This window comes from Pseudomonas sp. W4I3, assembly GCF_030816195.1.
In the GTDB taxonomy this organism is placed as follows: Bacteria; Pseudomonadota; Gammaproteobacteria; order Pseudomonadales; family Pseudomonadaceae; genus Aquipseudomonas.
This window is the reverse complement of the sequence record NZ_JAUSXS010000001.1, coordinates 2954582-2980267: the sequence shown is the minus strand read 5'-3', so window position 1 is coordinate 2980267 and position 25686 is coordinate 2954582. Positions and strand designations below refer to the sequence as shown.

At 64.2% G+C, this 25686-nt stretch carries 14 protein-coding genes; 8 read left to right on the top strand and 6 right to left on the bottom strand.

The genetic code is table 11. The features are described 5' to 3' along the window. Positions 1 to 2: 2 nt before the first annotated feature. Together QF045_RS13790 and QF045_RS13785 are read right to left on the bottom strand one after the other, a co-directional pair. Positions 3 to 13283 (bottom strand): non-ribosomal peptide synthase/polyketide synthase, encoded by a 13281-nt coding sequence (locus QF045_RS13790; RefSeq protein ID WP_306492670.1) that lies wholly within the window; start codon positions 13281 to 13283, stop codon positions 3 to 5. Between the two features lie 7 nt (positions 13284 to 13290). Next, a complete protein-coding gene (locus QF045_RS13785) occupies positions 13291 to 14040 on the bottom strand; it encodes a condensation domain-containing protein (protein WP_306492669.1) in 750 nt (249 codons plus the stop codon). Between the two features lie 209 nt (positions 14041 to 14249). On the opposite strand from QF045_RS13785, the gene QF045_RS13780 reads away from it, so the two are divergent. Beyond that, positions 14250 to 14501 (top strand): type II toxin-antitoxin system HicA family toxin, encoded by a 252-nt coding sequence (locus QF045_RS13780; RefSeq protein ID WP_306492668.1) that lies wholly within the window; start codon positions 14250 to 14252, stop codon positions 14499 to 14501. Beyond that, a complete protein-coding gene (locus tag QF045_RS13775; RefSeq protein WP_306492667.1) occupies positions 14498 to 14863 on the top strand; it encodes a type II toxin-antitoxin system HicB family antitoxin in 366 nt (121 codons plus the stop codon). The genes QF045_RS13780 and QF045_RS13775 overlap by 4 nt, the downstream gene beginning before the upstream one ends. Here QF045_RS13775 and QF045_RS13770 read toward each other — a convergent pair whose 3' ends face one another. From QF045_RS13770 to QF045_RS13755, 4 genes are all read right to left on the bottom strand, one after another. Next, entirely contained in the window at positions 14864 to 16036 is a 1173-nt protein-coding gene (locus tag QF045_RS13770) for an MFS transporter (RefSeq protein WP_306492666.1), read from the bottom strand. A gap of 39 nt (positions 16037 to 16075) precedes the next feature. Continuing rightward, positions 16076 to 17431, bottom strand: a complete 1356-nt coding sequence (locus QF045_RS13765; protein ID WP_306492665.1) for an MATE family efflux transporter — start codon at positions 17429 to 17431, stop codon at positions 16076 to 16078. Positions 17432 to 17589: 158 nt separating this feature from the next. After that, complete coding sequence (locus QF045_RS13760) at positions 17590 to 18966, bottom strand: hypothetical protein (RefSeq protein ID WP_306492664.1); 1377 nt, start codon at positions 18964 to 18966, stop codon at positions 17590 to 17592. A gap of 247 nt (positions 18967 to 19213) precedes the next feature. Further along, positions 19214 to 20047: an IclR family transcriptional regulator gene (locus QF045_RS13755; protein ID WP_306492663.1), complete on the bottom strand. Its 834-nt coding sequence runs from the start codon at positions 20045 to 20047 to the stop codon at positions 19214 to 19216. Between the two features lie 239 nt (positions 20048 to 20286). On the opposite strand from QF045_RS13755, the gene QF045_RS13750 reads away from it, so the two are divergent. The 6 genes from QF045_RS13750 to QF045_RS13725 are packed head-to-tail and all read left to right on the top strand — an operon-like array spanning position 20287 to position 25680. Further along, positions 20287 to 21315 carry an ABC transporter ATP-binding protein gene (locus QF045_RS13750; RefSeq protein WP_306492662.1) on the top strand — a complete coding sequence of 343 codons (1029 nt, stop codon included), beginning with the start codon at positions 20287 to 20289 and terminating at the stop codon, positions 21313 to 21315. Continuing rightward, the gene (locus QF045_RS13745) at positions 21312 to 22157 is read left to right on the top strand and encodes an ABC transporter permease (protein ID WP_306492661.1); all 846 of its coding nucleotides are present in this window, start codon (positions 21312 to 21314) and stop codon (positions 22155 to 22157) included. Before QF045_RS13750 ends, QF045_RS13745 begins: the two co-directional genes overlap by 4 nt. A 4-nt stretch (positions 22158 to 22161) precedes the next feature. Continuing rightward, positions 22162 to 22956: an ABC transporter permease gene (locus tag QF045_RS13740; protein ID WP_306492660.1), complete on the top strand. Its 795-nt coding sequence runs from the start codon at positions 22162 to 22164 to the stop codon at positions 22954 to 22956. Then, positions 22956 to 23246 carry a (2Fe-2S)-binding protein gene (locus tag QF045_RS13735; RefSeq protein WP_306492659.1) on the top strand — a complete coding sequence of 97 codons (291 nt, stop codon included), beginning with the start codon at positions 22956 to 22958 and terminating at the stop codon, positions 23244 to 23246. Before QF045_RS13740 ends, QF045_RS13735 begins: the two co-directional genes overlap by 1 nt. Further along, positions 23243 to 24586: an NAD(P)/FAD-dependent oxidoreductase gene (locus QF045_RS13730; protein WP_306492658.1), complete on the top strand. Its 1344-nt coding sequence runs from the start codon at positions 23243 to 23245 to the stop codon at positions 24584 to 24586. Before QF045_RS13735 ends, QF045_RS13730 begins: the two co-directional genes overlap by 4 nt. Next, positions 24583 to 25680 (top strand): FAD-binding oxidoreductase, encoded by a 1098-nt coding sequence (locus QF045_RS13725; protein ID WP_306492657.1) that lies wholly within the window; start codon positions 24583 to 24585, stop codon positions 25678 to 25680. The genes QF045_RS13730 and QF045_RS13725 overlap by 4 nt, the downstream gene beginning before the upstream one ends. Positions 25681 to 25686: the final 6 nt, after the last annotated feature.

The window sequence follows — 25686 nt, the reverse complement described above, 5'->3', positions numbered from 1 at the left end:
GTTCAAATCGCCTCTAGTTCGCTCAAAAAGTCACGAAGGTCATCAAAGTCTTCCACGCTGCCGGCGCGGAAAGTGGCTGCGGCCTGCACGTAGGCACGCAGTGATTCGGTCTGGAACAGTTCCATCAGCGGGACGTCCAGGCCCAGCTCGGCCTGGATCCGCGAGGTGATCTGGATGGCCAGCAGGGAATGCCCGCCGACTTCGAAGAAGTTGTCGTCCAGGCCCACTTGCGGCAGGTGCAGGACGTCGGCCCAGATCGCGGCGATGTGCTGCTCCAGCTCGGTTTGCGGCGCCACGTATTGCTGCTGCATCTGGCTGGCATCGGGTAATGGCAGGCCTTTGCGGTCGAGCTTGCCGTTGGGCGTCAACGGCATCTGCGCGAGGAACACGAAGTGCGCTGGCACCATGTAATCCGGCAGGCCGGTTTTCAGGGCGCGGCGTAGGGTGTCGCGGAACTCGGCCTGGTCGGCCAGGGTGGCATCGGCCGGGACCACATACGCCACCAGTTGCTTGCCGGTCGGGCCGTCCTGGGCCACCACCACGGTTTCGCCGACGCTGTCCTGCTCGCGCAGGCGCGCTTCGATTTCTCCCAGCTCGATACGGAAACCACGGATTTTCACCTGATGGTCGACGCGGCCGAGGTAGTCCACCACGCCGTCCGGGCGCCCACGGGTCAGGTCGCCGCTGCGATACACGCGGCTGCCGGGCTTGCCGAACGGGTCCGGCACAAAACGTTCGGCGGTCAGGGCCGGACGTTCCAGGTAACCCCGCGCTACGCCCTCGCCGCCCAGGTACAGCTCGCCAGCCACGCCGATGGGTTGCAGGTTGAGTTGGGCGTCGAGCACATAACCGCTGCGGTTGCCGAGCAAAGTGCCGATGGGTGCGTACACCGCGCCGCACGGGTCGCCCTGGCGTGCCTTCCACAGCAGCGGCGTGACCACGGTTTCGGTGGGGCCGTAGCCGTTGAACAGGTAGGTCGGCTTCAGTGCACGCCAGGCCAGGTCATAGCTGGCCTGCGCCACGGCATCGCCGCCGAAGCAGTACACGCGCACCGCCGGTGGGTTACCGTCGCGCTCGGCGTGCTCGGCCAGCTGTTGCAGGTACACCGGCGGGAACACTGCCATGGTCACGTTATGGCGATGCATCTGCGCGTAGGTGTATTCCGGCAGCCACAGGCTGTCGTCACGGATCAACACGCTGGCGCCGTTGATCAGCGGGTGCATCCAGCCTTCGTGGGCGCCGTCGAAGGCGAACGACATAAAGTGCAGTTCGCAATCGGCCGGGCTGGTTTCATAGCGCTCGCCGGTGGCGATGATGTGCGCGACCAACGGCCCGTGGGATACCGCCACGCCTTTGGGCATGCCGGTGGAGCCGGAGGTGTAGATCACGTAGGCGAGGTTGTCGCCGTCCAGCGCCACATTCGGCGCGCTGTCGGGCAAGTGCGCCCATTGCTCGGTGCAGTCGATGGCCAGGGTTTCCAGCCCCTCAGGAAGCGGCAATTGCGCCAAGGCCTGGGTGTGGCTGAGCAGCAGTTGCGCACGGCTGTCCTGCATCATGTACAGCAGGCGGTCACGCGGGTATTCGATGTCCAGGGGCACGTACACGCCACCGGCCTTTAGCACGGCGAGGAAGGCCACCATGATCTCGGCGCTGCGCGGCATGGCGATGGCCACGCGCACTTCCGGGCCGACGCCACGGGCGGCCAGCGCGTGAGCCAGGCGGTTGGCCTGCTGGTCCAGCTCGCCGTAGGTGAGCTGTTGGTCGGCGAACTTCACCGCCACCGCCTCCGGGGTTTCCCGCGCACGGTCAGCGATCAATTCATGCACCAGGCGCTGGGCCAAGTAGCCGGAATCCGTGCAGTTCCACAGCTGCAGGATGTGCTGCTGCTCGTGTTGATCCAGTAAGCGCAATTGACCGATGGGTTGCTGCTGATCGGCAACCATCGCCTGCAACAGGTTCTGCCAATGCGCCGCCATGCGCGCGATGGTGGCCGGCGCGAACAGGTCGGTGGCATAGCTCAGGGAGGCATGCAGCGCCGTCGGGCTTTCCTCCACATCCAGCGCCAGGTCGAACTGGGCCACGCCTTCATCCCAGCTCAGCACTTCGACGTGCAGGTCGGTCAGCTGCTGCAGACGGCTTTCGGCGGACGTTACGCGATGGTTGAACAATACCTGGAACAACGGGGTCAGGCTCAGGCTGCGCTCCGGTTGCAGGGCTTGCACCAGTTGCTCGAACGGCAGGTCCTGATGCGCCTGGGCCTCCAGGGAACGCTGGCGTACCTGGCGCAGCAGTTGATCGACGCTCATCTGCCCGTGCAGGTCGGCCTTGAGCACTTGGGTGTTGACGAAGAAACCAATCAAACCCTCGGTTTCCAGGCGGTTACGGTTGGCAACCGGTACGCCGACGCGCACGTCTTCCTGGCCACTGTAGCGATGCAACAGCGCCTGATAGGACGCCAGCAGCACCATCGGCAGCGTGACGCCAGCGTTGCGCGCCAAGGCTCGCAAGCCTTCCAGCAACCCCGGCGCCAGCTCGATGCCCAGGCGTGCGCCGCGATGGCTTGGCAGCGCCGGGCGCGGGTAGTCAAACGGCAGCGCCAGCACCGGCTGTTCGCCGCCCAGCTGCTCACGCCAGTAAGTCAGTTGACGCGCCTGTTCGCCGGCCTGCATCCAGTGGCGTTGCCACACCGCGTAGTCAGCGTACTGGATCGGCAACGCCGGCAGGTTCGGCGTGTGCCCCTGGCTGAACGCGGCATACAGCTTCACCAGTTCCTCGACCATCAATTGCATCGACCAGCCATCGGAGACGATGTGGTGCTGCACCAGCACCAGCACATGGTCGTCCTGCGCCAGGCGCAACAGCTTGACCCGCAGCAGCGGCCCGCGCCGTAAATCGAACGGGCGTGCGACCTCGGCCGCGACCCTGGCCTTCAGATCTGCGTAGTCGCAGGCGCCCTGGTCGATCTCGATCAGGCCCAGCGCTTCGATGACCTGCACCGCGCCGGCGGCTTCCTGGCGCACATGGGTGCGCAGGCTTTCGTGGCGCGCCAGCAAGGTGTCGAAACTGCGTTGCAGCGCGGCCGGGTCCAACGGGCCGTGCAGACGCAAGGCACTGGGAATGTGGTACGCGGTGCTGTGCGGGTCCAGCTGCCACAGGATCCATTGACGCTCCTGGGCGTAGGACAGCGGCAACGGTTGCGTGCGGTCGGCCTTGAGCAGCGCAGGCGCGGAGACGCCCTCCTCGCCCAGTGCGCGCACAAAATCCCCCAGCAGCGGCTGCTCGAACAGGCTCTTGAGCGCGACTTCCAGGGCCAATGCCTGGCGCACCCGAGACACCACCCGCGTGGCCAGCAGGGAGTGCCCGCCCAGCTCGAAAAAGTGATCGTCGAGACCGACCTGCGGCAGCTCCAGCACCTCGGCCCAGATCGCCGCGACCTGTTGTTCGCGCGGGGTGACGGGCACCCGATGGCTTATGTGCAACTGGCTCGCGTCCAGTGTGGGCAAGGCCTTGCGGTCGAGCTTGCCGTTGGGGGTCAGCGGCAGACTGTCGAGGAACAGCAGGTGCGCCGGCACCATGTAGTCCGGCAGGCGCTCGCGCAGTGCGGTTTTGTAGGCCTGTTGCTGCGCCGGCTCGGAGGTCACCAGGTAGGCGATCAAACGGTCGTTATCGGCCAGCACCACGGCTTCGCGCACGCCCGGATATTCGCGCAGGCAGGCTTCGATTTCACCCAGTTCGATGCGGAAACCGCGCACCTTGACCTGATGATCGACCCGGCCGAGGTACTCGACCACACCACCTGCGCGGTAACGCGCCAGGTCGCCGGTGCGGTACAGGCGTGCGCCGGGTGCGCCAAACGGGTCCGGCACAAACCGCTCGGCGGTGAGCGCCGGACGGGCGTGATAACCCCGCGCCAGGCCGACCCCGCCGATCAGCAGCTCACCGGTCGCGCCTTGTGGGCAGGGGGTGAGCCCGGCACTGAGGATGAACAGCGAGGTGTTGGCGATGGGCCGCCCGACCAGAGGCTGCGCCTCGTGCAGTCGATGAGCCGCCGACCAGATGGTGGTTTCCGTCGGCCCGTAGAGGTTCCACACCGGGCCTTGCAGATCGAGCAGGCGCTGGGCAAGGTCTGCCGGCAGCGCTTCGCCGCCGCACAGGCACTGGATACCGCGCAACAGGTGCGCGCGCGGGCTGTCGAGTAGCATGCGCCAGGTCGACGGTGTGGCCTGCAGCACGCTGGCCGCCTGGTTGTGGGCCAGGTCGATAATGGCTTCCGGGTCCAGCGCCATGGCCTGCTCGCTCAACAGCACCGTCGCGCCGACACTCAGCGGCACGTAGAGCTCAAGGGCGAAGATATCGAACGAGAAGGTGGTCAACGACAACAGGCGTGCATCGGCGTCGATGGACAAGGTGTCGGCCTTGGCGCAGGTGAAACTGCACAACGCCTGGTGCCGCACCATCACGCCCTTGGGCTTGCCGGTGGAGCCAGAGGTGTAGATCACGTAGGCCAGATGCTCTGGCGTGACCGCGGCCTGCGGGTTGTGCTCTTGACCTTGCTGATCTTCCACCAGCAGCACGTGCAGGCCTTCGGGCTGTGCCAGGCGGCCGTCCAACCGCGCCTGGGTCAGCAGCACCCGGGCGCCGCTGTCTTGCAGCATGAACGCCAGGCGCTCCGCCGGGAATTGCGGATCGAGCGGCACGTAGGCGGCACCGGCCTTGAGGGTTGCCAGCAGGCTGACCACCATGTCCAGCGAACGCTCCACGTGCACCGCCACCAGCACATCGGGCCCCACGCCCGCCGCGATCAAGCGGTGCGCCAGGCGATTGGCCCGGCGATTGAGCTCGGCGTAGCTCAGGCTGTTGCCATTGAAACGCAGTGCGACGGCCTGCGGCTGGGTCAGGGCTTGCGCTTCGAACAGCTGGTGTACGCAGCGCTCGCGTGGATAGTCGAATGGCGTGTGGTTCCAGTCGTGCACCATCTGCTGCCATTGCGGCGCGCTGAGCATCGACAGTTCATCGAGCGGCTGCGAGGCATCGCGCACCACCGCGCGCAGCAGGTTATGCCAATGCCCGGCCAGACGCTCCAGGGTCGCCGCTTCGAACAGGTCAGTGGCGTAGGTCAGTGACGCCCAAAGGCCGTCGGCGGATTCTTCGGTTTCCAGGCTCAGGTCGAACTGAGTGGTGTTGCCGGCCCAGTCCAACCCCTGCAACGCCAGGCCCGGCAAGTTAACAGGGCCGGCGCGCAGGTTGTCCTGGTGGTTGAACATCACTTGGAACAGCGGGTTGTGGCTCAGGCTGCGCTCGGGCTGCAGCACTTGCACCAGGTGCTCGAACGGCAGGTCCTGATGCGCCTGGGCCTCCAGGGCGCGGTGCTTGACCTGGGCGAGTAACTGCGCAAACGGCATTTGCCCGTGCAGCTGCGCCTGCAGCACCTGGGTGTTGACGAAGAAGCCCACCAGCCGCTCGGTTTCCAGGCGGGTGCGGTTGGCAATCGGCACGCCGACACGGATCTCGGCCTGGCCGCTGTAGCGATGCAGCAAGGTCTGGAACGAGGCCAGCAGGAGCATGAACAGGGTCACGTCCTGACGCTGGGCCAATGCCTTGAGTTCGGCCACCAGCGCGCTGTCCAGATGGATCTGCCGACGCGCGCCCCGATGGCTTTGCACCGCTGGGCGTGGGTGGTCCAGTGGCAGCTCCAGCACCGGGTGCTCAGTGCCCAGACGCGCGCACCAGTAATCGAGCTGGCGCTGTGTTTCCCCGGCCGCCATCCAGTCGCGCTGCCACTGGGCATAGTCGGCGTACTGGATCGGCAGCGCTGGCAACGCGCTTTCGCCCTGGTACAGCGCCACCAGCTCATCGACCATCACCTGCATCGACCAACCGTCGGAGATGATGTGGTGCTGGGTGATCACCAGCACGTGATGCTGCGGCGCAACGTCGAGCAATTTGACCCGCATCAGCGGGCCACTGCGCAGGTCGAATGGGCGCTGGATTTCCTCGGCCACCGCCTGTTCGATAGCCGACGCATCGACGGGCTGGCGCTCGATGGTCAGCGCCAGGCCTGGATGGATGACTTGCAGGGTCTGCTCGCCGTGCTCCACAAAGGTGGTGCGCAGCGGCTCGTGACGCTGCACCAAAGCCTGGAACGCCTGTTCCAGGGCGGCGATGTCGAGCTGACCGCGCAGGTGCAGGGCGGTCGGCACGTGATAGGCCGCGCTGGTCGGGTCCAGTTGCCAGAGGAACCATTGGCGCTCCTGGGCGAAGGACAACGCCAGTGGCTGGTCGCGCTCGATCGCTAGCAGCGGCTGCGCCGTGTTCACCTGCAATGGGGCGCAAGCATCGGCGAACCCGCGCAAGGTCGGCTGCTCGAACAGGCTGCGCAACGGCACCTCCAGGTTGAGCGCATGCCGCACGCGGGAAATGACCTGGGTGGCCAGCAACGAGTGACCCCCGCGTTCGAAAAAGTGATCGTCCAGGCCGACCTGCTCGACCTGCAACACCGCTTGCCAGATCGCCGCCAGCTGGATCTGCAGCGGGCTATGGGGCGCCACGTAGGCTTGGGCGCGCAGGTTCAAGTCTGGCGCCGGCAGCGCGCGGCGGTCGAGCTTGCCGCTGTTGTTCAGTGGCAACGCATCGAGCACCACCCACTGCCCAGGCACCATGTAATCCGGCAGCGACTGGCGCAACCGGGCCGCCAGGGCTTGGGTTTCCAGCGTGTGGCCCTCGGCGGGGACCACGTACGCGACCAATTGCGTGCCGGTGGCGCCCGGCACAGCCAGCACTGCGGCTTCGCGCACCGACGGTAAGGCTTGCAGGCTGGCCTCGATTTCGCCCATTTCGATGCGCAAGCCGCGAATCTTCACCTGATGGTCGATACGCCCGACGTATTCCAGCGCGCCTGCCTCGTTGTAACGAGCCAGGTCGCCGCTGCGATAGAGCCGCGCACCGGGTACCGCGGAAAACGGGTCGGGCAGAAAGCGCTCGGCGGTGAGCGCCGGGCGGTCGAAATAGCTTTGAGCCAGACCGGCCTGCGCGCCAATGCACAACTCGCCCACGCCCTCGTTGGCCAGCAGTTCGAAAGCGCTGTCGAGCACGTAGAGCGAGCGCCCGGCAATGGCACGCCCAATCGGCACGCCGAACGCATCGTTGGCATCAACCCGTTGGCAATCGTGCACGCTGGAGACCACGGTCGCCTCGGTCGGCCCGTATGTATTGACCAGCCGCACACCGCCCAGCCCGGCCGCATGCCAGGCGCGCAGGCCTTCCACCGACATCGCCTCGCCGCCCACGTGCACTTGGCGCAACATGCCCAGGGCGCGGCGGTCCACGGCGCACTCCTTGGCCAGCAGGTACCAGTAAGCGGCGGGCAAGTCGGCCAGGGTCACACCCTGCTCAACGATCTCGCGCGCCAGTTGCCCGGCGTCCCACAGCTCATCGCCGCGCATGATCAGCGCCGCGCCCACGCACAGCGGCGGGTAGCACTGCTCGACAAAGCCGTCGAAGCTGAAGGTGGCAAATTGCAGCACACGGTCCTGGGCGCTGAGTTGGCTGTACACCACGGCGCTGTCGCAGAATTGGCCGAGGGCGGCATGGTCGATGGCCACACCTTTGGGCTGGCCGGTGGAGCCGGAGGTGTAGATCACATAGGCCAGGTCCGCCGCTGCCGCATGGTTCGGCGGATTGGTCGCGGGGTAACCGGCCAATTCGTCACCGGCGGCGCTGAAGTCGACACGGCTCAGCCCCGCCGGCAACGGCAACTCGGTGAGCAAGCCGGTTTCGCTGAGCAAAAGGTCCAGCCGGCTGTCCGCGAGCATATAGGCCAGGCGCTCGGCCGGGTATTTCGGGTCCAGCGGCACGTAGGCCGCGCCGCTTTTGAGTACCGCCAGCAGGCTGACGATCAGTTGCGGGCCACGACGGGACGCCAGACCCACGCGCTGCCCGGGGCCGACGCCCAGTTCCAGCAGACGATGAGCCAGACGGTTGGCGCGTGCGTTGAGCTGGGCATAGCTCAAGCGTTCGCTGCCGGCCTGCACCGCCAGTGCGTCCGGCGTGGCCTGTGCCTGGGCAGCGATGCGCTGGTGGGCGTGCTCTTGACGCGCAGTCGCCATCGGCAACTGGCTGAGGGCAAGCACATTGCGCTGTGCGGTGGCGTCGAGCAGGCGCAGGTTGCCCAGGGGGCTTTGCGCGTCGGCAAGCAATTGTTCAAGCAGATGCTGCAGGTTGTCGCTCAGGCGGGTGACCTGGGAGTCGCTGAAATACGCGCGGTCGTAGCTAAACTCCAGGCGCAGGCTGGTACCCAGTTCGATGCCCAGGGTCAGCGGGTAATGGGTGCGCTCATGGTTGTGCAACCGGCCGAACGTCAGGCCGGCCGGCGCCCCTTGTTTGAGGGCTTCGGCCACCGGGAAGTTTTCGAACACCAGCAGGGTGTCGAACAGCGCAGCGCCTTGCTGGCCAGCCCAGCTCTGGATGTTATAGAGCGGCACGTGCTCGTGATCACGCAGGCTGAGGTTCAACGCTTGCAACTCGCTGAGCCAACTGACGGCCGATTGTGCCGGCGAGGCGGCGCTGATGATCGGCAGCGTGTTGATGAACAGGCCCAACTGTTGCTCGATCCCCGGCAATGGCGCGGAACGTCCGGCCACGGTGGCGCCGAAGGCCACGCACGTCTGGCCGGTGTAGCGTTGCAGCAGCAGGCTCCAGGCGCCTTGCATCAGGGTGTTGAGGGTGACCTTGTGCTGGCGGGCGAACTCACCGAGGCGGTGGCTGAAGTCACTGCCCAGCACAACCTGATGTTCAGCGGCACCAGCTCCAGCGGCCGGTGCGCGCAGCGCTTGGGCGAGCAAAGTCGGTGCTTGCAAGGGCGCCAGCTCGGCTTTCCAGAAGGCCTCGCCGTTGCCTTGTCGTTGCAGCCAGCCCAGGTAATCGCGGAACTGCCCGAGCGGCGCAGGCACCGCCTGGCCGGCGTAATGGGCAAGCACTTCGCCGAGCAACTGGGCGTTGCTCCAGCCATCCATGAGGATGTGGTGGCTGGTGAAGATCAGGTGCCAGGCCGCGCCCGCACCGCGTACCAGCATCAGGCGAAACAGCGGCGCGGCATTGAGTTCGAAGCCGCGTTCACGCTCGCTGCAAGCCAGGGCCTCGAGATCGGCACTCGGGTCTTCGATCACGTGCAATTGCAGGTCGACCTGACGCTGGATCACTTGATGCGCGCTGTCCAGGCCCAGCCAATGAAAGCTGCTGCGCAGGATGTCGTGACGGTCCAGCGCGGCTTGCCAGGCGCGCCCGAATGCGAGCAGGTCGAGGCCGTCGATGTCCAGGCGCAACTGGTTGATATACGCCTGGGCTTCGGGCTCCAGCAGGGTGTGGAACAGCATGCCCTGCTGCATCGGCGACAGCGGGTAAAGGTCGGCGATGGCCGGCCCGGCCAGCGGCAATCCATCGAGTTGCGCCTGGCTGAGACGGGCCAGGGGGAAGTCCGATGGCGTGACCTGCCCGGCCGGCGTGGCACAGCAATGCTCGATCAGGGCCTTCAGTTCAACAGCGTATTCATCGGCCAGGCGCTGGATGGTCGAAGCCTCGAACATCTCGCGACTGAAGCCCCACTGCAACGCCAACTCACCGCCATACACCTGCCCTTCCACCGTCAGCCAATTGGCCAGCGGCGCCTCGGGGTCCTGGGCCTGGCCGCTGCCCTCGGCGGCCGGCACGAACAGCGCGGACTCATCGAACTGACGGTCGAACTGGCCCAGGTAGTTGAACGTAATGCGCGGCGCGGCCAGGCCGGCCAGGGATTCGCGGGCTTCAGGCGCGCCGAGATAGCGCAGCACGCCATAGCCCAGACCCTTGTCGGGCACGGCGCGCAGTTGCTCCTTGACTGCCTTGATCGCGTCGGACAGTTCGCCGTCGGCTTGCAGGCGTACCGGAAACAGGCTGGTGAACCAACCGACGGTGCGGGTCAGGTCGACGCCATCGAACAGGTCTTCGCGGCCATGCCCTTCCAGCTGGATCAGCGCGGCGGGCTGCCCGCTCCAACGGCTGATCACGCGTGCCAGGGCGGTGAGCAGCAGGTCGTTGACCTGGGTGCGATAGGCCGCCGGCGCCGCTTGCAGCAGTTGGCGCGTGTGTTCGGCATCAAGGCGTGTTTCAAGCTTGGCGCCCAAGCGGTTTTGCTGGCCGCCTTCAGGGTGATCACACGGCAACTCGGCATCGACCGATTGCGCCTGCCAGTACGCCAGTTGGTGGTCGAGGGCCTGCGCGTGATCTTGCAGTTGTTGAGCCCAGTGCTGATAGGCGCTGGTCTTGGCCGGCAGCGTCTGCCCCCGATACGCCTGCTGCAGGTCCTCCAGCAGGATGCGCCAGGACACGCCATCGACCACCAAGTGGTGGACCACCAGCAGCAAACGCTGGGTGCCGTCGACCATGTCGACCAGGGCGGCGCGCAGCAGCGGGCCTTGCGCCAGGTCGAGGCTGCGCTGGGCCTCATCGCACAGCGCGGCCAATTCGGCGTCGGTGTTGGCACGGGTCTGCCACAGCACCGAGGCGTCGACCGGCGCGGCGTGGTGCTGTTGCCACCCCTCGGCCTGCGCCACGAAGCGCAGGCGCAGGGCATCGTGATGCTGGATCAACTGCATCAGCGCCGCGTCGAGCCGGGCAGGCTCCAGTGCTTCACGCGGGGTCAGCAGCAATGACTGGTTCCAATGCTGGCGCGCCGGGATGGCCTGGGCGAAAAACCCTTGCTGCACCGGGGTCAGGATGACTTCACCGTTGACCGGCCCTTGATCGACCACGCTCAGCGCGTCGAAGCCCGCCACCAGCGCGAGGCTGCGCACACTCTGGTACTGGAACAGGTCGCGCGGGCTCAGGCGGATCCCGGCCTGGCGGGCGCGGCTGACCACCTGGATGGAGATGATCGAATCGCCGCCCAGCTCGAAGAAGTTATCGTCCAGGCCGACGGCCTCGATACCCAAGACGTCGCACCAGATCGCGGCCAAGGCTTTTTGCAGGGTGTTTTCCGGGGCGGCAAAAGCCTGCTGCGGTGCGGCGTCCGGCAATGGCAGCGCCTTGCGGTCGAGTTTGCCGTTGGCGGTCACCGGCAGCTTGGCAAGCGTGATGAAGTGGGTGGGCACCATGTACTCCGGCAGGCTGCCGAGCAGCCATGCCTTGAGGTCGGTCGTCGCATCGTTTTCAAGCACCAGGTAAGCCACCAATTGCTTGCCGCCGTGTACCAGCACTACGGCTTCGCGCACTGCCGGATGCTGCATCAGGCGCGTTTCGATCTCGCCCAATTCGATGCGCAAGCCACGCAACTTGACCTGATGGTCGAGGCGCCCGAGGTATTCGATCACGCCGTCGGCGCGCTGACGCACGCGGTCGCCGGTGCGATACAGGCGCTCGCCGGCCACAAAGGGGCTTGGCACAAAACGCTCGGCCGTCAGCGCCGGGCGCCGATGGTAGCTGCGTGCCAGGCCGGTGCCGCCCAGGTACAGCTCGCCCGAGATACCCGCGGCAACCGGGTTGAGTTGGGCATCGAGCACGTAGGTGGCGAGGTTGGCGATCGGACGGCCGATGGGCACGCTGTCGGCGCCTTCGTCGATGCAGGTCCAGTGGGTCACGTCGATCGCGGCTTCGGTCGGGCCGTAGAGGTTGTACAGGGCCGTATTCGCCAGCTTGGCGAACACCTGATGTTGCGCGTCCAACGGCAAGGCTTCGCCACTGCAGACAGTCCGCTTGAGGCTGGCGCAGGCTTCTACACCGGGCTCATGGATAAACGCCTGCAACATCGACGGCACGAAGTGCACGGTGGTGATGGCGTGCCGGTTGATGGTCGCGATCAGGCGTGCCGGTTCACGGTGTTCGCCAGGCGCGGCGACCACCAGGCGTGCGCCGGCGATCAGCGGCCAGAAAAACTCCCACACCGAAACGTCGAAGCTGAACGGGGTTTTCTGCAGCACCGCGTCGCCGGCATCAAGTGCGTAGGCCTGTTGCATCCAGCACAGGCGATTGACCAGCGCACGGTGGCTGTTTCCGGCGCCCTTGGGTTTGCCGGTGGAGCCGGAGGTGTAGATCACGTAGGCCAGGTTCAGCCCATGGAGGAAGACGTTGGGGGCCGCGGTGCTGTAGTCGTCGAGCCCACTCGCCGGCTGATCCAGGGCGATCACCTGGATCCCTGCGGTGGGCAGTTGCGCCATCAGGCTTTGCTGGCTGAGCAGCAGCGTGATGCCGCTGTCCTCGATCATGTACGCCAGGCGTTCTTCGGGGTATTCCGGGTCCAGCGGGACGTAGGCACCGCCCGCCTTGAGAATGGCCAGCAGGCCCACGACCATCTCGACGGAACGCTCGACACAGATACCCACCAGCACGTCCGGGCCGACGCCTTGCTCACGCAACGCATGGGCCAGCCGGTTGGTGCGTGCCTCAAGCTGGGCATAGGTGAGGGTCAGCTCACCGAAGACCAGCGCGGGTGCGTCAGGCGTGCGGCGCGCCTGGTCTTCGATCAAGTGGTGGATGGCGCGTTCGGTCGGGTATGGCTCGGCTGTGTGGTTCCAAGCCTTGACCAGCACCTGTTGCTCGTCCGCACTCAGCATCGGCAACTCGCCGATGCGCTGTTCGCCGTCGGCCACCATGGCCTGCAACAAGCGCACCCAATGGCGCGCCATGCGCTGGATGGAGGGCGCGTCGAACAGGTCGTTGGCGTAGGTCAGCGCGGCATGCAGGGTGCCGGACTTTTCATAGGTGTCGAGGGTCAGGTCGAACTGGGTAGTACGGCCTTGCCATTCCACCAAGGCCAGTTCCAGGCCGGAGGCGGTGCTGACAGAGGCGATGTCCGCCACCACCGGTTGATGGTTGTACATCACCTGGAACAGCGGCGTATGGCTCAAACTGCGCTCGACTTTCAAGGCTTCCACCAAGCGTTCGAAAGGCAACTCCTGATGAGCCTGGGCGCCCAGGGCGTGCTCCTTGATGCCTTGCAGCAGTTCGCTGATGCGCGTCTGGCCGGTCAGCTCGGTGCGCAGTACCTGGGTGTTGACGAAGAAACCGATCAAGCCTTCGACTTCAGTGCGGTTGCGGTTGGCGATGGGCACGCCGACGCGGATATCGCCCTGCCCCGTGTAGCGATGCAGCAGCACGTTGAAGGCGCCGAGCAGCAACATGAATAACGTGACGTTGTGCTTTTGCGCACACAGGCGCAGTTGGGTGGCCAGTGCCGGGTCGATGTCGAAGGTATGGCGTGTGCCCCGATAACTCGGCATCGCCGGTCGTGGACGGTCGGTCGGCAGCTCCAACACCGGATGCTCATCGCCCAGGCCGCGCCTGCCAATAGGCCAACTGGCGCGCCTGCTCGCCAGCTTCCAGCCAACGGCGCTGCCACAGCGCGTAGTCGCTGTACTGGATCGCCAGCGCAGGCAATTGCGGCGCCTCGTTGCGCTCGTGGGCGTCATAGAAGCGGATGAACTCATCGATCAGCACATTCATCGACCAACCGTCGGAGACGATGTGGTGCAGGGTCAGCAGCAGCACGTGCTCCTGTTCGTCGAGCTTGAGCAGTTGCACGCGCAGCAGCGGGCCCTGTTCCAGGTCGAAGGGCAATAGCGATTGACGCGTCGCCGCCGCGTTGACTGCCTGCTCACGGTCGATGGGCGACAGGCTGCTCAAATCCAAATGCTCGACGGCCAGCGACGGCTCGATTGCAACCTGCGCCAAACGCTCGTGCGCCTGACGCTGAAACACCGTGCGCAGGGTTTCATGGCGCGCCACCAGGCTGGCGAACGCTCGTTCCAGAGCGTCGAGGCTGAGCGCGCCTTTCAAGCGCACCGCGCCGGGCAGGTTGTAGGCGCCGCTGGCCGGATCCAACTGCCAGAGAAACCACATGCGCTGCTGCGCGTAGGACAGCGCCTGGCGATCCTCAACCTCCACCCCCGCCGGAATCGGAAACCGGGAAAAATCCACGCCTTCTTTCTGCAAGGCCTGCAGGAACAATTGGCGCTTTTCCAGGGGCAACCCGATAAACCGGCGAGCAAGTTTCAAGGAGTCTTCAGCATTCATGTGTTGGAGTCCGGAGCAATAGGCAGGAAGCACAAAGGCACGTCGTCCCTATAAAACGAACCGCGAAGGGAAAAATTAGCGAGGAATGGGGGGCTGCAAGCGAGGTGTCATCAGGGGTTACATCAATATCGAGAAAGCCAGGGCAAGCCGAGCTAGCATTGACGCATACCACTTTTTGCAACTACATTTAGTTACACGCAGGGAACGCCGTGTCCAAAAATGAAAAGCTGCTCGCCAAACTGCTCAATGAGCACATGGCATTCACCTGGTCCGAGCTCGTAACGCTGTTGCGTCGACTGGGTTACACACAGATTGAAGGGGCTGGAAGCCGGGTCAAATTCGATATCGGCGATCCAAGTGCAATGATCACCTTGCACAAGCCTCACCCCGGCAATGAGTTGAAACACTACATTCGGCGCCAAGTCATCGAACAATTGAAATCAGGAGAACTGATTCAGTGAACAACCAACTGAAACACAAAGGCTACATCGGCTCCATCGAAGCCAGCCTGGAAGACAACTGCCTGTTCGGCAAAATCCTGTTCATCAAGGCCCTGGTGAGCTACGAAGGCAAGACCGTCGCGGAGTTGGACGCAGCCTTCCAGGAGGCGGTGGACGATTACCTCTCCACCTGCCAGTCGCTCGGGCAGATTCCTGAAAAGCCCTGCAAGGGCTCGTTTAACGTACGCGTCGGCCACGACCTGCATCTGGCCGCAGCGTTGGCGGCGACGCGTAAGAAAGTCACGCTGAACGACCTGACACGTCAGGCGCTGGATGAGTTTCTACAGCATCACTTCCCAGAGCCTTGCGCAGCGATTGGCTGACTAGCCCAACCGCCGGTACCCCAGCACGGCCGAACTCAGTACAACCACCCCCGCCGCCAGCGCCACCCAGAACCCGCTGGTGGCGCCAAAGTGGTCAATCATCCAGCCGGAGCTGGCGGCGCCGATGGCCACGCCAATGCTCAGGCCGGTGATCAGCCAGGTCATGCCTTCAGTGAGGCGGCTTGGTGGGACCACCTGCTCCACCAACGCCATGGACACGATCAGGGTCGGGGCAAAGAACAGTCCAGAGATAAAGATCGCCACGGCCAGCCCCGGAATATTGGTCACCAGCAGCAACGGCAAGGTCGTCACTGCGGTGGCCACGCCGCAGAACAGAAACTGCCGGGGTAACGGCGCCTTGAGCTTGAGCATGCCGAAGGCCAAGCCCGCCAGGCAGGACCCAATGGCGTAGACCGACAGCACGATACTCGCGGCCGTCGGGTGGCCCGCATATTGCGCGAACGCGACGCTGACCACGTCCACCACACCGACAATCACGCCCATGGCCAGCAGCAGGGTCATCAGGATCTGCACCGCAGGCGAGGCGATCAACCAGCGCTCGTGATGATCGTGACGGGCATGCACCGGCGGTTCAGTGGCGCGTTGCAGCACGAACGTGGTCACGCCGACCGCCAGCAACACCGCCGCCACCAAGGGGCCCGCCTCAGGGAAAAGCACCACGCTGAGGCCGACCGAAACGGGCGGGCCGACGATGAAACACACCTCATCGAGCACCGACTCCAGGGCAAACGCGGTTTGCAGCTTGGGTTGGCCGCGGTACAACTCGGTCCAACGCGCCCGCACCATCGCCGACATATTGGGCATGCAACCGGCCAGTGCGGCAAACAGGAACAGCGTCCAGCCTGGCGCTTGCAGACGCGTGCACAGCAGCACCATCAACAACGCGCCGCCACCGATCAGCGCGGCGATGGGCAGCACCTTGCCCTGGCTGTAGCGGTCCACCAGGCGCGACACCTGCGGTGCACAAAACGCAGTGGCCAGTGCGAACACCGCCGCTACCGAGCCCGCCAACCCATAACCGCCATGCACCTGCGAGAGCATGGTAATCAGGCCAATCCCGGTCATGGATATGGGCATGCGTGCCAGCATGCCAGCCAGCACAAAAGCGCGAGCGCCAGGCACCTGGAACAACTCGGCGTAGGGGTTTGCCATGGATAAAGCGCCTTCTTTCCTTAGACGGGCAACCTTTTATCACACCAGCCGCTTGATCTGCTTGTGCCGCCATACCAACCGGTAGTAGGCCGTCTGCAGTACCAGCATCGCCAGGTAAGTCACCGGAAACGCCATCCACACCCCTTCGAGACCAAAGTGCGCATTGAACAGGTAGGCCACTGGCAACTCCACGCACAGCACGCAGAAAATCGAGATGGCGACCGGCATCAACACCACACCGCTGGCGCGCATGATCCCGCCGATCACGGCCTGGAAGCCAAACACCAGAATGCTCCACAGCATGATGTGCAACAGGTGCTCAGCGTTGACCCGCGCGGTAGGGTCAGTGATGAACAGCCCCAGCAGCCAGTGCGACAGCCCATAGCCGAGCACGATCAGGCCGCCGGTGAGAACGGTGTTGATCAACAGCCCGGTGCGCAGGATCGGCCCGATGCGCTCCAGGCGCCCGGCGCCAATTGCCTGGGCCCCGAGGATCGAGGCGGTGATGGCAATCGACAGCGCCGGAAACTGCACGTAGTTGACGATTTGGGTCACCGCGCCGTACGCCGCCGTGGCCTGGGAGCCGTGGCCGTTGACGAGCGCCAGGATGACCAGCTCCGACAGCGACAGCACCACCATCTGCAGACCCGTCGGCAGACCGATGCGCAGGACCTTGCCCAGGATTACCCGATCCAGGCGCAAGGCGGCGAGCATGGCGCGATCCGGCGCCATTACATGGTTTTTGTGGCGCAGGCGCAGGATCAAAAACAGCATCGCCAAGGCATTGCCCGCAAGCCCCGCGTACGCCGCACTCTGGATGCCCATGGGCGGCAGGCCAACCCAGCCGCCAATCAACGCAGGCGTCAGCAACAAGCCCACGGAGGTCGAAACCATCAAGGCCAGTAACGGCGAAACGGTATCGCTGACACTGCGCAGCACTTGGGTGTACAGAATGAATACCAGCAACAGCGGCATGATCAGCATCATCACCTGGGCGTAGCCCACCGCGTCGTCAAGCACATCAACGGGGGTTCCCAATGCCCGTAACGCGGGGCGCGCAAACAGGCTGCCGAGTATGGCGGCGACCAGGCCTACCAGCGCGCCGAGGGTCAGCGTGGCACCGGTGATCGCCTTGACCATCTCCGTCTCTCGGGCGCCCCAGGCCTGGCCAATCAACACCGAGGCGCCAGCGCCCAGGCCAATCACCAACGCAATGAAGAAAAACACAATGGGGAACATGCCCGATACCGCCGCCAGCGCGTGGGTACCCAGCATCTGCCCGACATAGATACCGTTGAGCGTGCCGGAAAAGCTTTGCAGAAAATTGGACAGCACCATTGGTGCCAGAAAGAACAGGTAGATCTGCCACAACGGCCGTTGTTGGATGACTTGCATATGGTTCGAGGCCCTGGCTGCAGGTGGTCGTCAATGCCTTGAGTCTATTGGCGCTCAGCCGCGAATGATACGCCTGAGTGACGATCCACCGTACAAGCTTCGGGCACCGACGACTGCTAGCTGAGTAACCGGAAGCAGCCGTTGGCGATCAGTTGATATTACCCACCCGCAGACACGGAGCAATTTGCGGCAGATGCGCTCGCGTAAGGACTGGCTCGTTCGTTGGACGATTCTTTGCTGATCATATGGTCGATGTTAACCATATCGAAGCGTTGGTCTTCAGCGCCTGGTTTGCCGCCCTCCCGAACGCCGATATCCAGTCCGCGCAACAAACCCGGACGATTGAGCAACTCCAGGGCCACTTCACGCGCTTGCGCACTGAACGTCCGGTTGGACGGGATAAGACCCGCTGCCTCTTTCAGCTCGTTGACATTGACATAATTGTCATTGGCGCCAGCGGTGAACTGCCTGAAGTTATCCTTCACGGCCTTAAGCAGTCCGGCGTCGCTCATGGTGCGAAACTCACTCGCTGCATCCGCCAGATCCTGCCGAGAGATACTGCCGTCGAGCGAGCCACTGCGACCCTGATCAAGTTTCTTGAACAGTTGACCCCGTTCCAGCAGTTCCTGCGCAAGCGCGGCGTCCGCTGGACTGACGGGCCGACCATCCAGGGTATACCCAGAAGCCGCAGCGCTCAGCGATGCGTCAGTAATCTTGCCGAGCGAGGGGTCTTGCAGGTTGCTGTAATGGGAGAGCACTTTGGCCGACAGTGATTCGTTGCTGTCATTGGCATACGGTCGACCTCCCTCCATCACGGGACTCCATTGCTGATTGCCAGGGCCCCCCGCATAGGAAGTCTGCTGCGACGCGAAAGCTCGCGGTTGAGGTCCACACGCGTCCCAGCCTTCCATGCCCCGCGGCCCACCGGACGAGGGCTGTGGGTTATAGAGGGGATCAAACTGCTGGTTGACTCTCTGCTGCTGCATCGCGCCATTGTAGCGGCCAGAAAATTGGTTTTCTGGCTGTTGCATTGCGCCGTTGTAACGCCCTCCAAAACCAGCGCCTGGCTGTTGCATCGCGTCGTTATAACCCGCTGCAAACTGGTTCCCCGACCGCGATTGATAGTTGGGCACAGCTTGCCGGTTCATATGGCTGATGGCGGCCTGTACATCCTCTCGGTTGATCAACCCATCTTCCTGACCGCCGTTCTGAACGCCATCAAGGAGGCTTGCGAGGCCAGGTCGGCCCAAAATATCCCTGGCAAGCAGCGTCATCTGATCATCGTAACCGCCGTTTCCCAGTGGACGGTTGGCCACCTGTGCAAGCGAGTCTCGCGAAATGAAAGAACTTCCAGGCGACCTGAAATATTCGAAGTTCCTTAGCATGATATCTGCAACGTTCGAATCGGAATAATTGCTGGCCATATTGCTCGGCGTGTTCACCATAGAATTGCGCCCACAATCGGCTGACGAATATCCGAAGTTCTGTGCGGGTGGAAGCGAATAAAGCGATTGGTTTGAGTAAGAATTCATCATTTCGACACCTCATGTCTTGGACGTAACGACTGCTCAACCAGGCAAGTAAGCCATCAGTTCAGCTAGCTTTTGGTGGCAGCTGAAAACAGTACGGTTCCAAATAAACATGAAGTTACGTGCAAGGATTTTTACCGTCGCACGTAAAGCCAAACCCTATACAACAATGCGAAACAGACGTGCATTCGCGTAGGACCGTTTCTGAAAACAGCCACTCTCTCGATTACGCCCTCGTGCGCATCAGAAAAGGCTACCCACCAAACGCCTGCGAAGGCCGACGCAATGTAGGATCAAACGGATTGATCCGCGGCCCGATTGCCGCCGCCTCTCGCTTCAGTAACTCGACCACCATCGGCAAGCGGCTCGGACCCAGGCGATCACTGATGGTCGCCACGCTCAACGCCGCTACCGCATGCCCATCACGGGTCAGAATCGGCACCGCCAGCCCTGCCATGCCCTCCAGCACGCCCGTGTTGCGCGCGGCGTACCCGAGGCTGCGTACGTTCTGCACCTCGGAACGCAGCAGCACCTCGTCGTAGAGGTGAAAATCCTTGAGCCGCGGCAGGTTGTAGCGAATCACCGTTTCGCGCTCTTCCTCGGGCAGGAACGCCAGGATCGCCAGGCTGCCCTGCCCTACGCCCAATGCCACGCGCCCACCGATATCGCCGGTGAAGGTGCGAATCGGGTACGGACCTTCACTGCGATCCAGGCAGATCGCGTCGAAGCCACTGCGGGCAAGCAAAAAAAGCGAGTCGCCCAGCGAGGCACTCAGACGCAACAGGCTTGGCCGCACCAGATCGCGCAGGTTGCCGGTGTTGCCGGCATTCGCCGCCAGGGCAAACAGCTCCAGGCTCAGCCGGTAGCGTTTACTGCGCGCGTCCTGCTCGACCATGCCTTCGTCCATCAGGCTGCGCAGCAGCCGGTGGGTGGTGGGTTGCGAGAGGCCGACCTGTTGCGCGAGCTGGGTAACCCGCTCACCGCCTTCAGGCGCTTGGCCCAGGGTGCGCAACAGTGCGAACAGGCGAGAGACGCCGCCTGCCCCAACCTCCCTGGCTTCGCTATTCCGCTCAGTGGAATCTTTCACGCTTCTTCTCCAGCCCAATTCTATTGAATGAATAAAATCGAAAATAGTTATCCATTCAGTGAAATACCATCTTCCGCCCACTCTAGTCTTCGTCCTAATCTGCGTCCACAGGGGCGAAATGAACAACAACCGGCAGCCGACTTGAGATTGAGCGCCAGCGCACCCGAAATAGTTCTTTCGCATCTGCCCAAAACAAAAAAGCGCGTTTTCGACGCGACTCAATAAGGTGGAACGCAGACATGGCATTTCTCCAACTCCGCGCCTTGAGCAAACGCTATGGCGCCGTCGATGCGGTGGTCGCCACCGACCTTGCGGTAGAACAAGGCGAGTTTGTTTCCCTGCTCGGCCCTTCGGGTTGCGGCAAGACCACGACCCTGCAGATGATCGCCGGTTTCGTTGACGTGAGCGGCGGGCAGATCCTGCTTGATGGCCGCGACATCACCCATGCCAAGCCCGCCAGTCGAGGCCTGGGCGTGGTGTTCCAGAGCTACGCGCTGTTCCCGCACATGACGGTGCGCGACAACGTCGCCTTCGGCCTGAAGATGCGCAAGGTACCCGCCAGCGAGATCGCCGCCAGAGTCAAAACCGTGCTGGAGCTGGTGCGCCTGGCCCCACATGCCGAGCGCTACCCTCGGGAGCTGTCCGGTGGCCAGCGCCAGCGCGTGGCCCTGGCACGGGCGCTGGTGATCGAGCCGCCGGTTCTGCTGCTTGATGAGCCGTTGTCCAATCTCGACGCCAACCTGCGCGAAGAAATGCAGTTTGAAATCCGCCGCATCCAATGCGCGGTGGGCATCACCACCTTGATGGTCACCCACGACCAGGCCGAGGCGCTGTCGATCAGCGACCGCGTGGTGGTGATGCAGGCCGGACGCGTGACCCAGATCGATGCACCCTACACGCTCTACGAGCACCCGCGCACACGGTTTATCTCGGACTTTGTCGGCAAGGCCAACCTGCTCGCCGGCGACTACGATGCCCTGGGCATCCCGCAAGTGCGCCAGGCTGGCGGCGATGGCGCGCTGACCCTGAGCCTGCGCCCGGAAAAAATCCAGTTACTGGGCGCAGGCGCCGGCCGCTTGCAGGGCAAGGTGCTGGACCGCTACTTCTTCGGCAGCCAGTGGCTGTACCGCGTGCATACCGACCTTGGCGAAATTACCGTGGTGCGCAGCAACGACGGCAGCGCGCCACTGAGCAGCGGCGCGCCAGTGGGCCTGGATTGGCAAGCGGACCTGTTGCGCGTATTGGCGGCGGACGAGGTGCGCCCATGAGTCGCGGCTACTTACTTTCGCTGCCGGCCCTGGTGCTGTTTGCCGGGCTGTTGATACTGCCGCTGGGCCTTACCCTGGTGCTGTCGTTCAACGTATTCGACTACCAGGTGGGCGTGAAGGCCGATGAGTGGACCCTGGCCCATTACCTGTCTTTGTTCAGCGACAGTTACTTCTACGAGATCTTCTGGCGCACCTTCTGGATCAGTGCGCTGGTGACCCTGCTGTGCGTGGTGATCGGCGTGCCGGAGGCCTATATCCTCAGCCGCATGGGCACACCGTGGCGCTCGATCTTCCTGATTCTGATCCTCACGCCGTTGCTGATTTCGGTGGTGGTGCGCGCTTTTGGCTGGAGCCTGTTGCTGGGCGCCGACGGGCTGGTCAACCAGACCATCCAATGGCTCGGTGGCCGCCCGGTGAAGCTGCTGTATACGCCCTTCGCGGTGATCATCGCGCTGGTGCATGTGATGCTGCCGTTCATGATCATCCCGGTGTGGACCTCTTTGCAGAAGCTCGACCCGTCGGCTGAACAGGCCGCGTTGTCGCTGGGGGCCAGCCAAGCCACGGTGATGCGCAAGATCGTCTTGCCCCAGGTGATGCCCGGCGTGCTGTCCGGCACCCTGATCGTGTTCGGCCTGGCCGCCAGCTCGTTTGCGATCCCCGGCCTGCTCGGCGGACGCCGCCTGAAAATGGTCGCCACGGTGGTGTACGACCAATACCTCTCGGAACTCAACTGGCCCATGGGCGCGACCATCGCCGTGGTGCTGCTATTGGTCAATCTGCTGATCATGCTGAGCTGGAACCGCATGCTCGAAGGCCGCTACAAAAAGTCCCTGGGGGTTTAAGCGCATGTCCAGAAACGGTCCTTTGGCCCTCGGCTTCCACGCCTTGGTGGTGGTGTTCATGATGGCGCCGCTGGTGGTGGTATGCCTGGTGGCCTTCACCCCGGAAAACACCCTGAGCCTGCCGACGTCGGGCTTCTCCCTGCGCTGGTTTCGCGCGGTGTTCGAGCGCGCCGACTTTATCCAGGCGTTCTATAACAGCCTGGTCCTGGCATTCACCGCCGCGACGCTGGCTACGCTGATCGCGGTGCCGGCGGCGTTGGCGATCAGCCGCTATGCGTTCCCGGGGCGCAATTTTTTCAGTGCGTTATTCCTGTCGCCGATCATCATTCCGCACCTGGTGCTGGGCGTCGCCCTGTTGCGCCTGTTTGCGCTGATGGGCGTAAATGGCAGCTTCACCTGGCTGATGCTCGCGCACGTGGTGATCATCACGCCTTACGTGCTGCGCCTGGTGCTCGCGGCCGCCATCGGTATTGATCGCAGTGCCGAACAGGCCGCCGAATCCCTCGGCGCCAGCCGCTTCACGCTGTTTCGTCAGATCACGCTGCCAATGATTCTGCCGGGCGTGGCCGGTGGCTGGCTGCTGGCGTTTATCAACAGTTTCGATGAAGTGACCCTGTCGATTTTCGTCAGCTCGCCGGCGACCCAAACCCTGCCGGTGCGCATGTACGTGTACGCCACCGAATCCATCGACCCGATGATGGCGGCGGTCTCGGCGCTGGTGATCGCGCTGACCGCGGCGACCATGATTCTGCTCGACCGGGTTTACGGCCTGGATCGCGTGCTGGTGGGGAAACACTGATGGCTCTGTTCAAGCGACTGGCTGAAACCCGGCGCCCCGCCCTGGCGTTCACCCTCGATGGCCAACCGGCTGAGGGCCTGCTCGGCGACACCCTGCTGACGGCCATTCTGACCTGCGCCGAGCACCTGCGTGGCAGCGACTTCAGCGCTGAGCGCCGGGCCGGCTTCTGCCTGATGGGCGCCTGCCAGGACTGCTGGGTGCGCCTTGAAGACGGGCGGCGGGTGCGCGCCTGTTCGACGCTGCTGGAAGAGGGCCAGGCGATCAGCCGTGAACCGGGGCGCCGCGCATGAAACCTATTGTGATCGTGGGCGCGGGCCCGGCAGGCATCACGGCGGCGCGAACGCTGCTCGAACACGGCATCACGCCTTGCCTGATCGACGAAAGCCTGCGCGGCGGTGGGCAGATCTACCGGCGTCAACCGGTGAATTTTCAACGTTCGGCCAAGCAGCTTTACGGCTTCGAAGCGGGCAAGGCGCAAGCCGTGCATCGCACTCTGGACGAACTGGCACCGGTGATCGATTACCGCCCCGAAACGCTGGTGTGGAATGCAGAAGATGCACGCCTGGACACACTCACTGGTGACCGCGCCGAGAGCGTCGAGTTTTCACGAGTCATCGTCGCCACCGGCGCCACCGACCGTATCCTGCCGGTGCCCGGCTGGACCTTGCCCGGCGTCTACAGCCTGGGTGCCGCGCAGATTGCGCTGAAATACCAGGGCTGCGCGATCGGTGAGCGCGTCGCGTTCTGTGGTTCGGGGCCATTGCTGTATCTGGTCGCCTACCAGTATGCCAAGGCCGGCGCCAAGGTCGTGGCGGTGCTCGACAGCGCGCCGTTCAGCGCCCAATGCCGCGCACTGCCGGCACTGCTCGGGCAGCCGTTGACCCTGGCCAAGGGCCTGTACTACCGCGCCTGGCTGACAGCCCACGGGGTTGCCGTGCATCAGGGCGCAACGCTGCGGCAGATCGACGGCACACAGCGGGTCAGCGGCATTCGCTGGGGCGAACACAGCCTCGCGTGCGACGCCGTGGCCTTCGCCCATGCGCTGCGCAGTGAGACGCAACTGGCGGACCTGCTCGGTTGCGAGTTTGCCTGGAACGATCTCAACCGTGCCTGGCTGCCGCAGCGCGACAGCGCCGGGCGCAGCAGCGTCGCGCAGGTGTACCTGGCGGGCGATGGGGCCGGCATCATGGGCGCCGACGCCGCGCAATGGGCCGGTGAGCGCGCAGCGCTGGCCGTACTGGAAGACATCGGCAGGGGGGTCGATCAACGTCGCATCAGGCGGCTGGAACAGCAACTGGCGAATATTCAGCGCTTTCGCCAGGGCCTGGAAACCGCGTTCCCCTTCCCTGAGCAGTGGGCCGCCCAGGCGCCGGATGAGTTGACCCTGTGCCGCTGCGAAGAAGTCCGTGTCGGCGAGGTGCGCGCGGTGGTGGACGAAGGCCATTGGGAGATTAACCGGGTCAAAGCCCATTGCCGCGTTGGCATGGGCCGCTGCCAGGGGCGCATGTGCGGGCTGGCGGCGGTGGAGATTGTCGCCCAGCGCAGCGGGCGGAGCATCGAACAGGTCGGGCGCCTGCGTGGTCAGGCGCCGATCAAGCCGCTGCCGTTTGGTGTGCAGGTGCAGCCGTGATCGACGTGATTGTGGTGGGCGGTGGCATCGTCGGCGCGTCGGCGGCCTTGATGCTGGCGCGCCAGGGTCAGCGTGTGGCATTGGTGGAGCGGGATTTTTGTGGCTCGCATTCCAGCGGTGTGAACTATGGCGGGGTGCGGCGCCAGGGACGACCGTTGCATCAGCTGCCGCTGTCACAGCGCGCCCATCAATTGTGGGCTGACCTGCCGGGCTTGATCGGCATCGACGGCGAATACGTGCGCTCCGGGCATCTGAAACTGGCGCGCAGTCATGATGACTTCGCCGCGCTGCAAGCCTATGCCGCGCACACCCGTGGCTTTGGCCTGAACCTGCAATTGCTCGATTACACCCAATTGCGTCAGCGATTTGCATGGGTGGGCGATATCGCCGTGGGCGCTTCGTTCTGCCCCGAGGACGGCCACGCCAATCCACGCCTGGTATCGCCGGCCTTCGCCCGCGCGGCGCAGCGCTGTGGCGCAGCGGTGTATGAGCAGGCACCGGTGAGCCGAATCGAACATGACGGCCAGCGGTTCCAGGTGCATTGCGCCCATGGCCTGCACCTGCAGGCGCCCTGGCTGCTCAACTGCGCCGGCGCGTGGGCCGGCAGTGTCGCGGCGCAATTTGGCGAGCCGGTGCCGATGGTCTCGGCCCACCCGGCGATGCTGGTGACCGAGCCGTTGCCCCTAGTGATGGACGTGAGCACCGGCGTCGAAGGCGGCGGAATCTATGCGCGGCAAGTGGCACGCGGCAACTGCATCCTCGGCGGTGGTCGCGGCTTCGCCCTCGGGCCTCAGAAGGCCAGGCCCGGCCAGGCGGCGGTGCTGGAGATTCTGCGCAGCGCGGGTGAGCTGTACCCGTTCCTGCAAGGCGCCCAGGCCATCCGTACCTGGAGCGGCACCGAAGGTTATCTACCCGATCATGAACCAGTGATCGGCCCCAGCAGCACCCAGCCCGGCTTGCTCCATGGTTTCGGTTTTGCCGGTGCCGGGTTCCAGCTTGGGCCTGCGGTGGGTGAAGCCCTGGCAGAGATCGTCTGCACAGGCGCCAGCCGCCAGCCCATTGAAGCGTTTTCCATCCGTCGTTTCCAAGCCTGAGAGGAA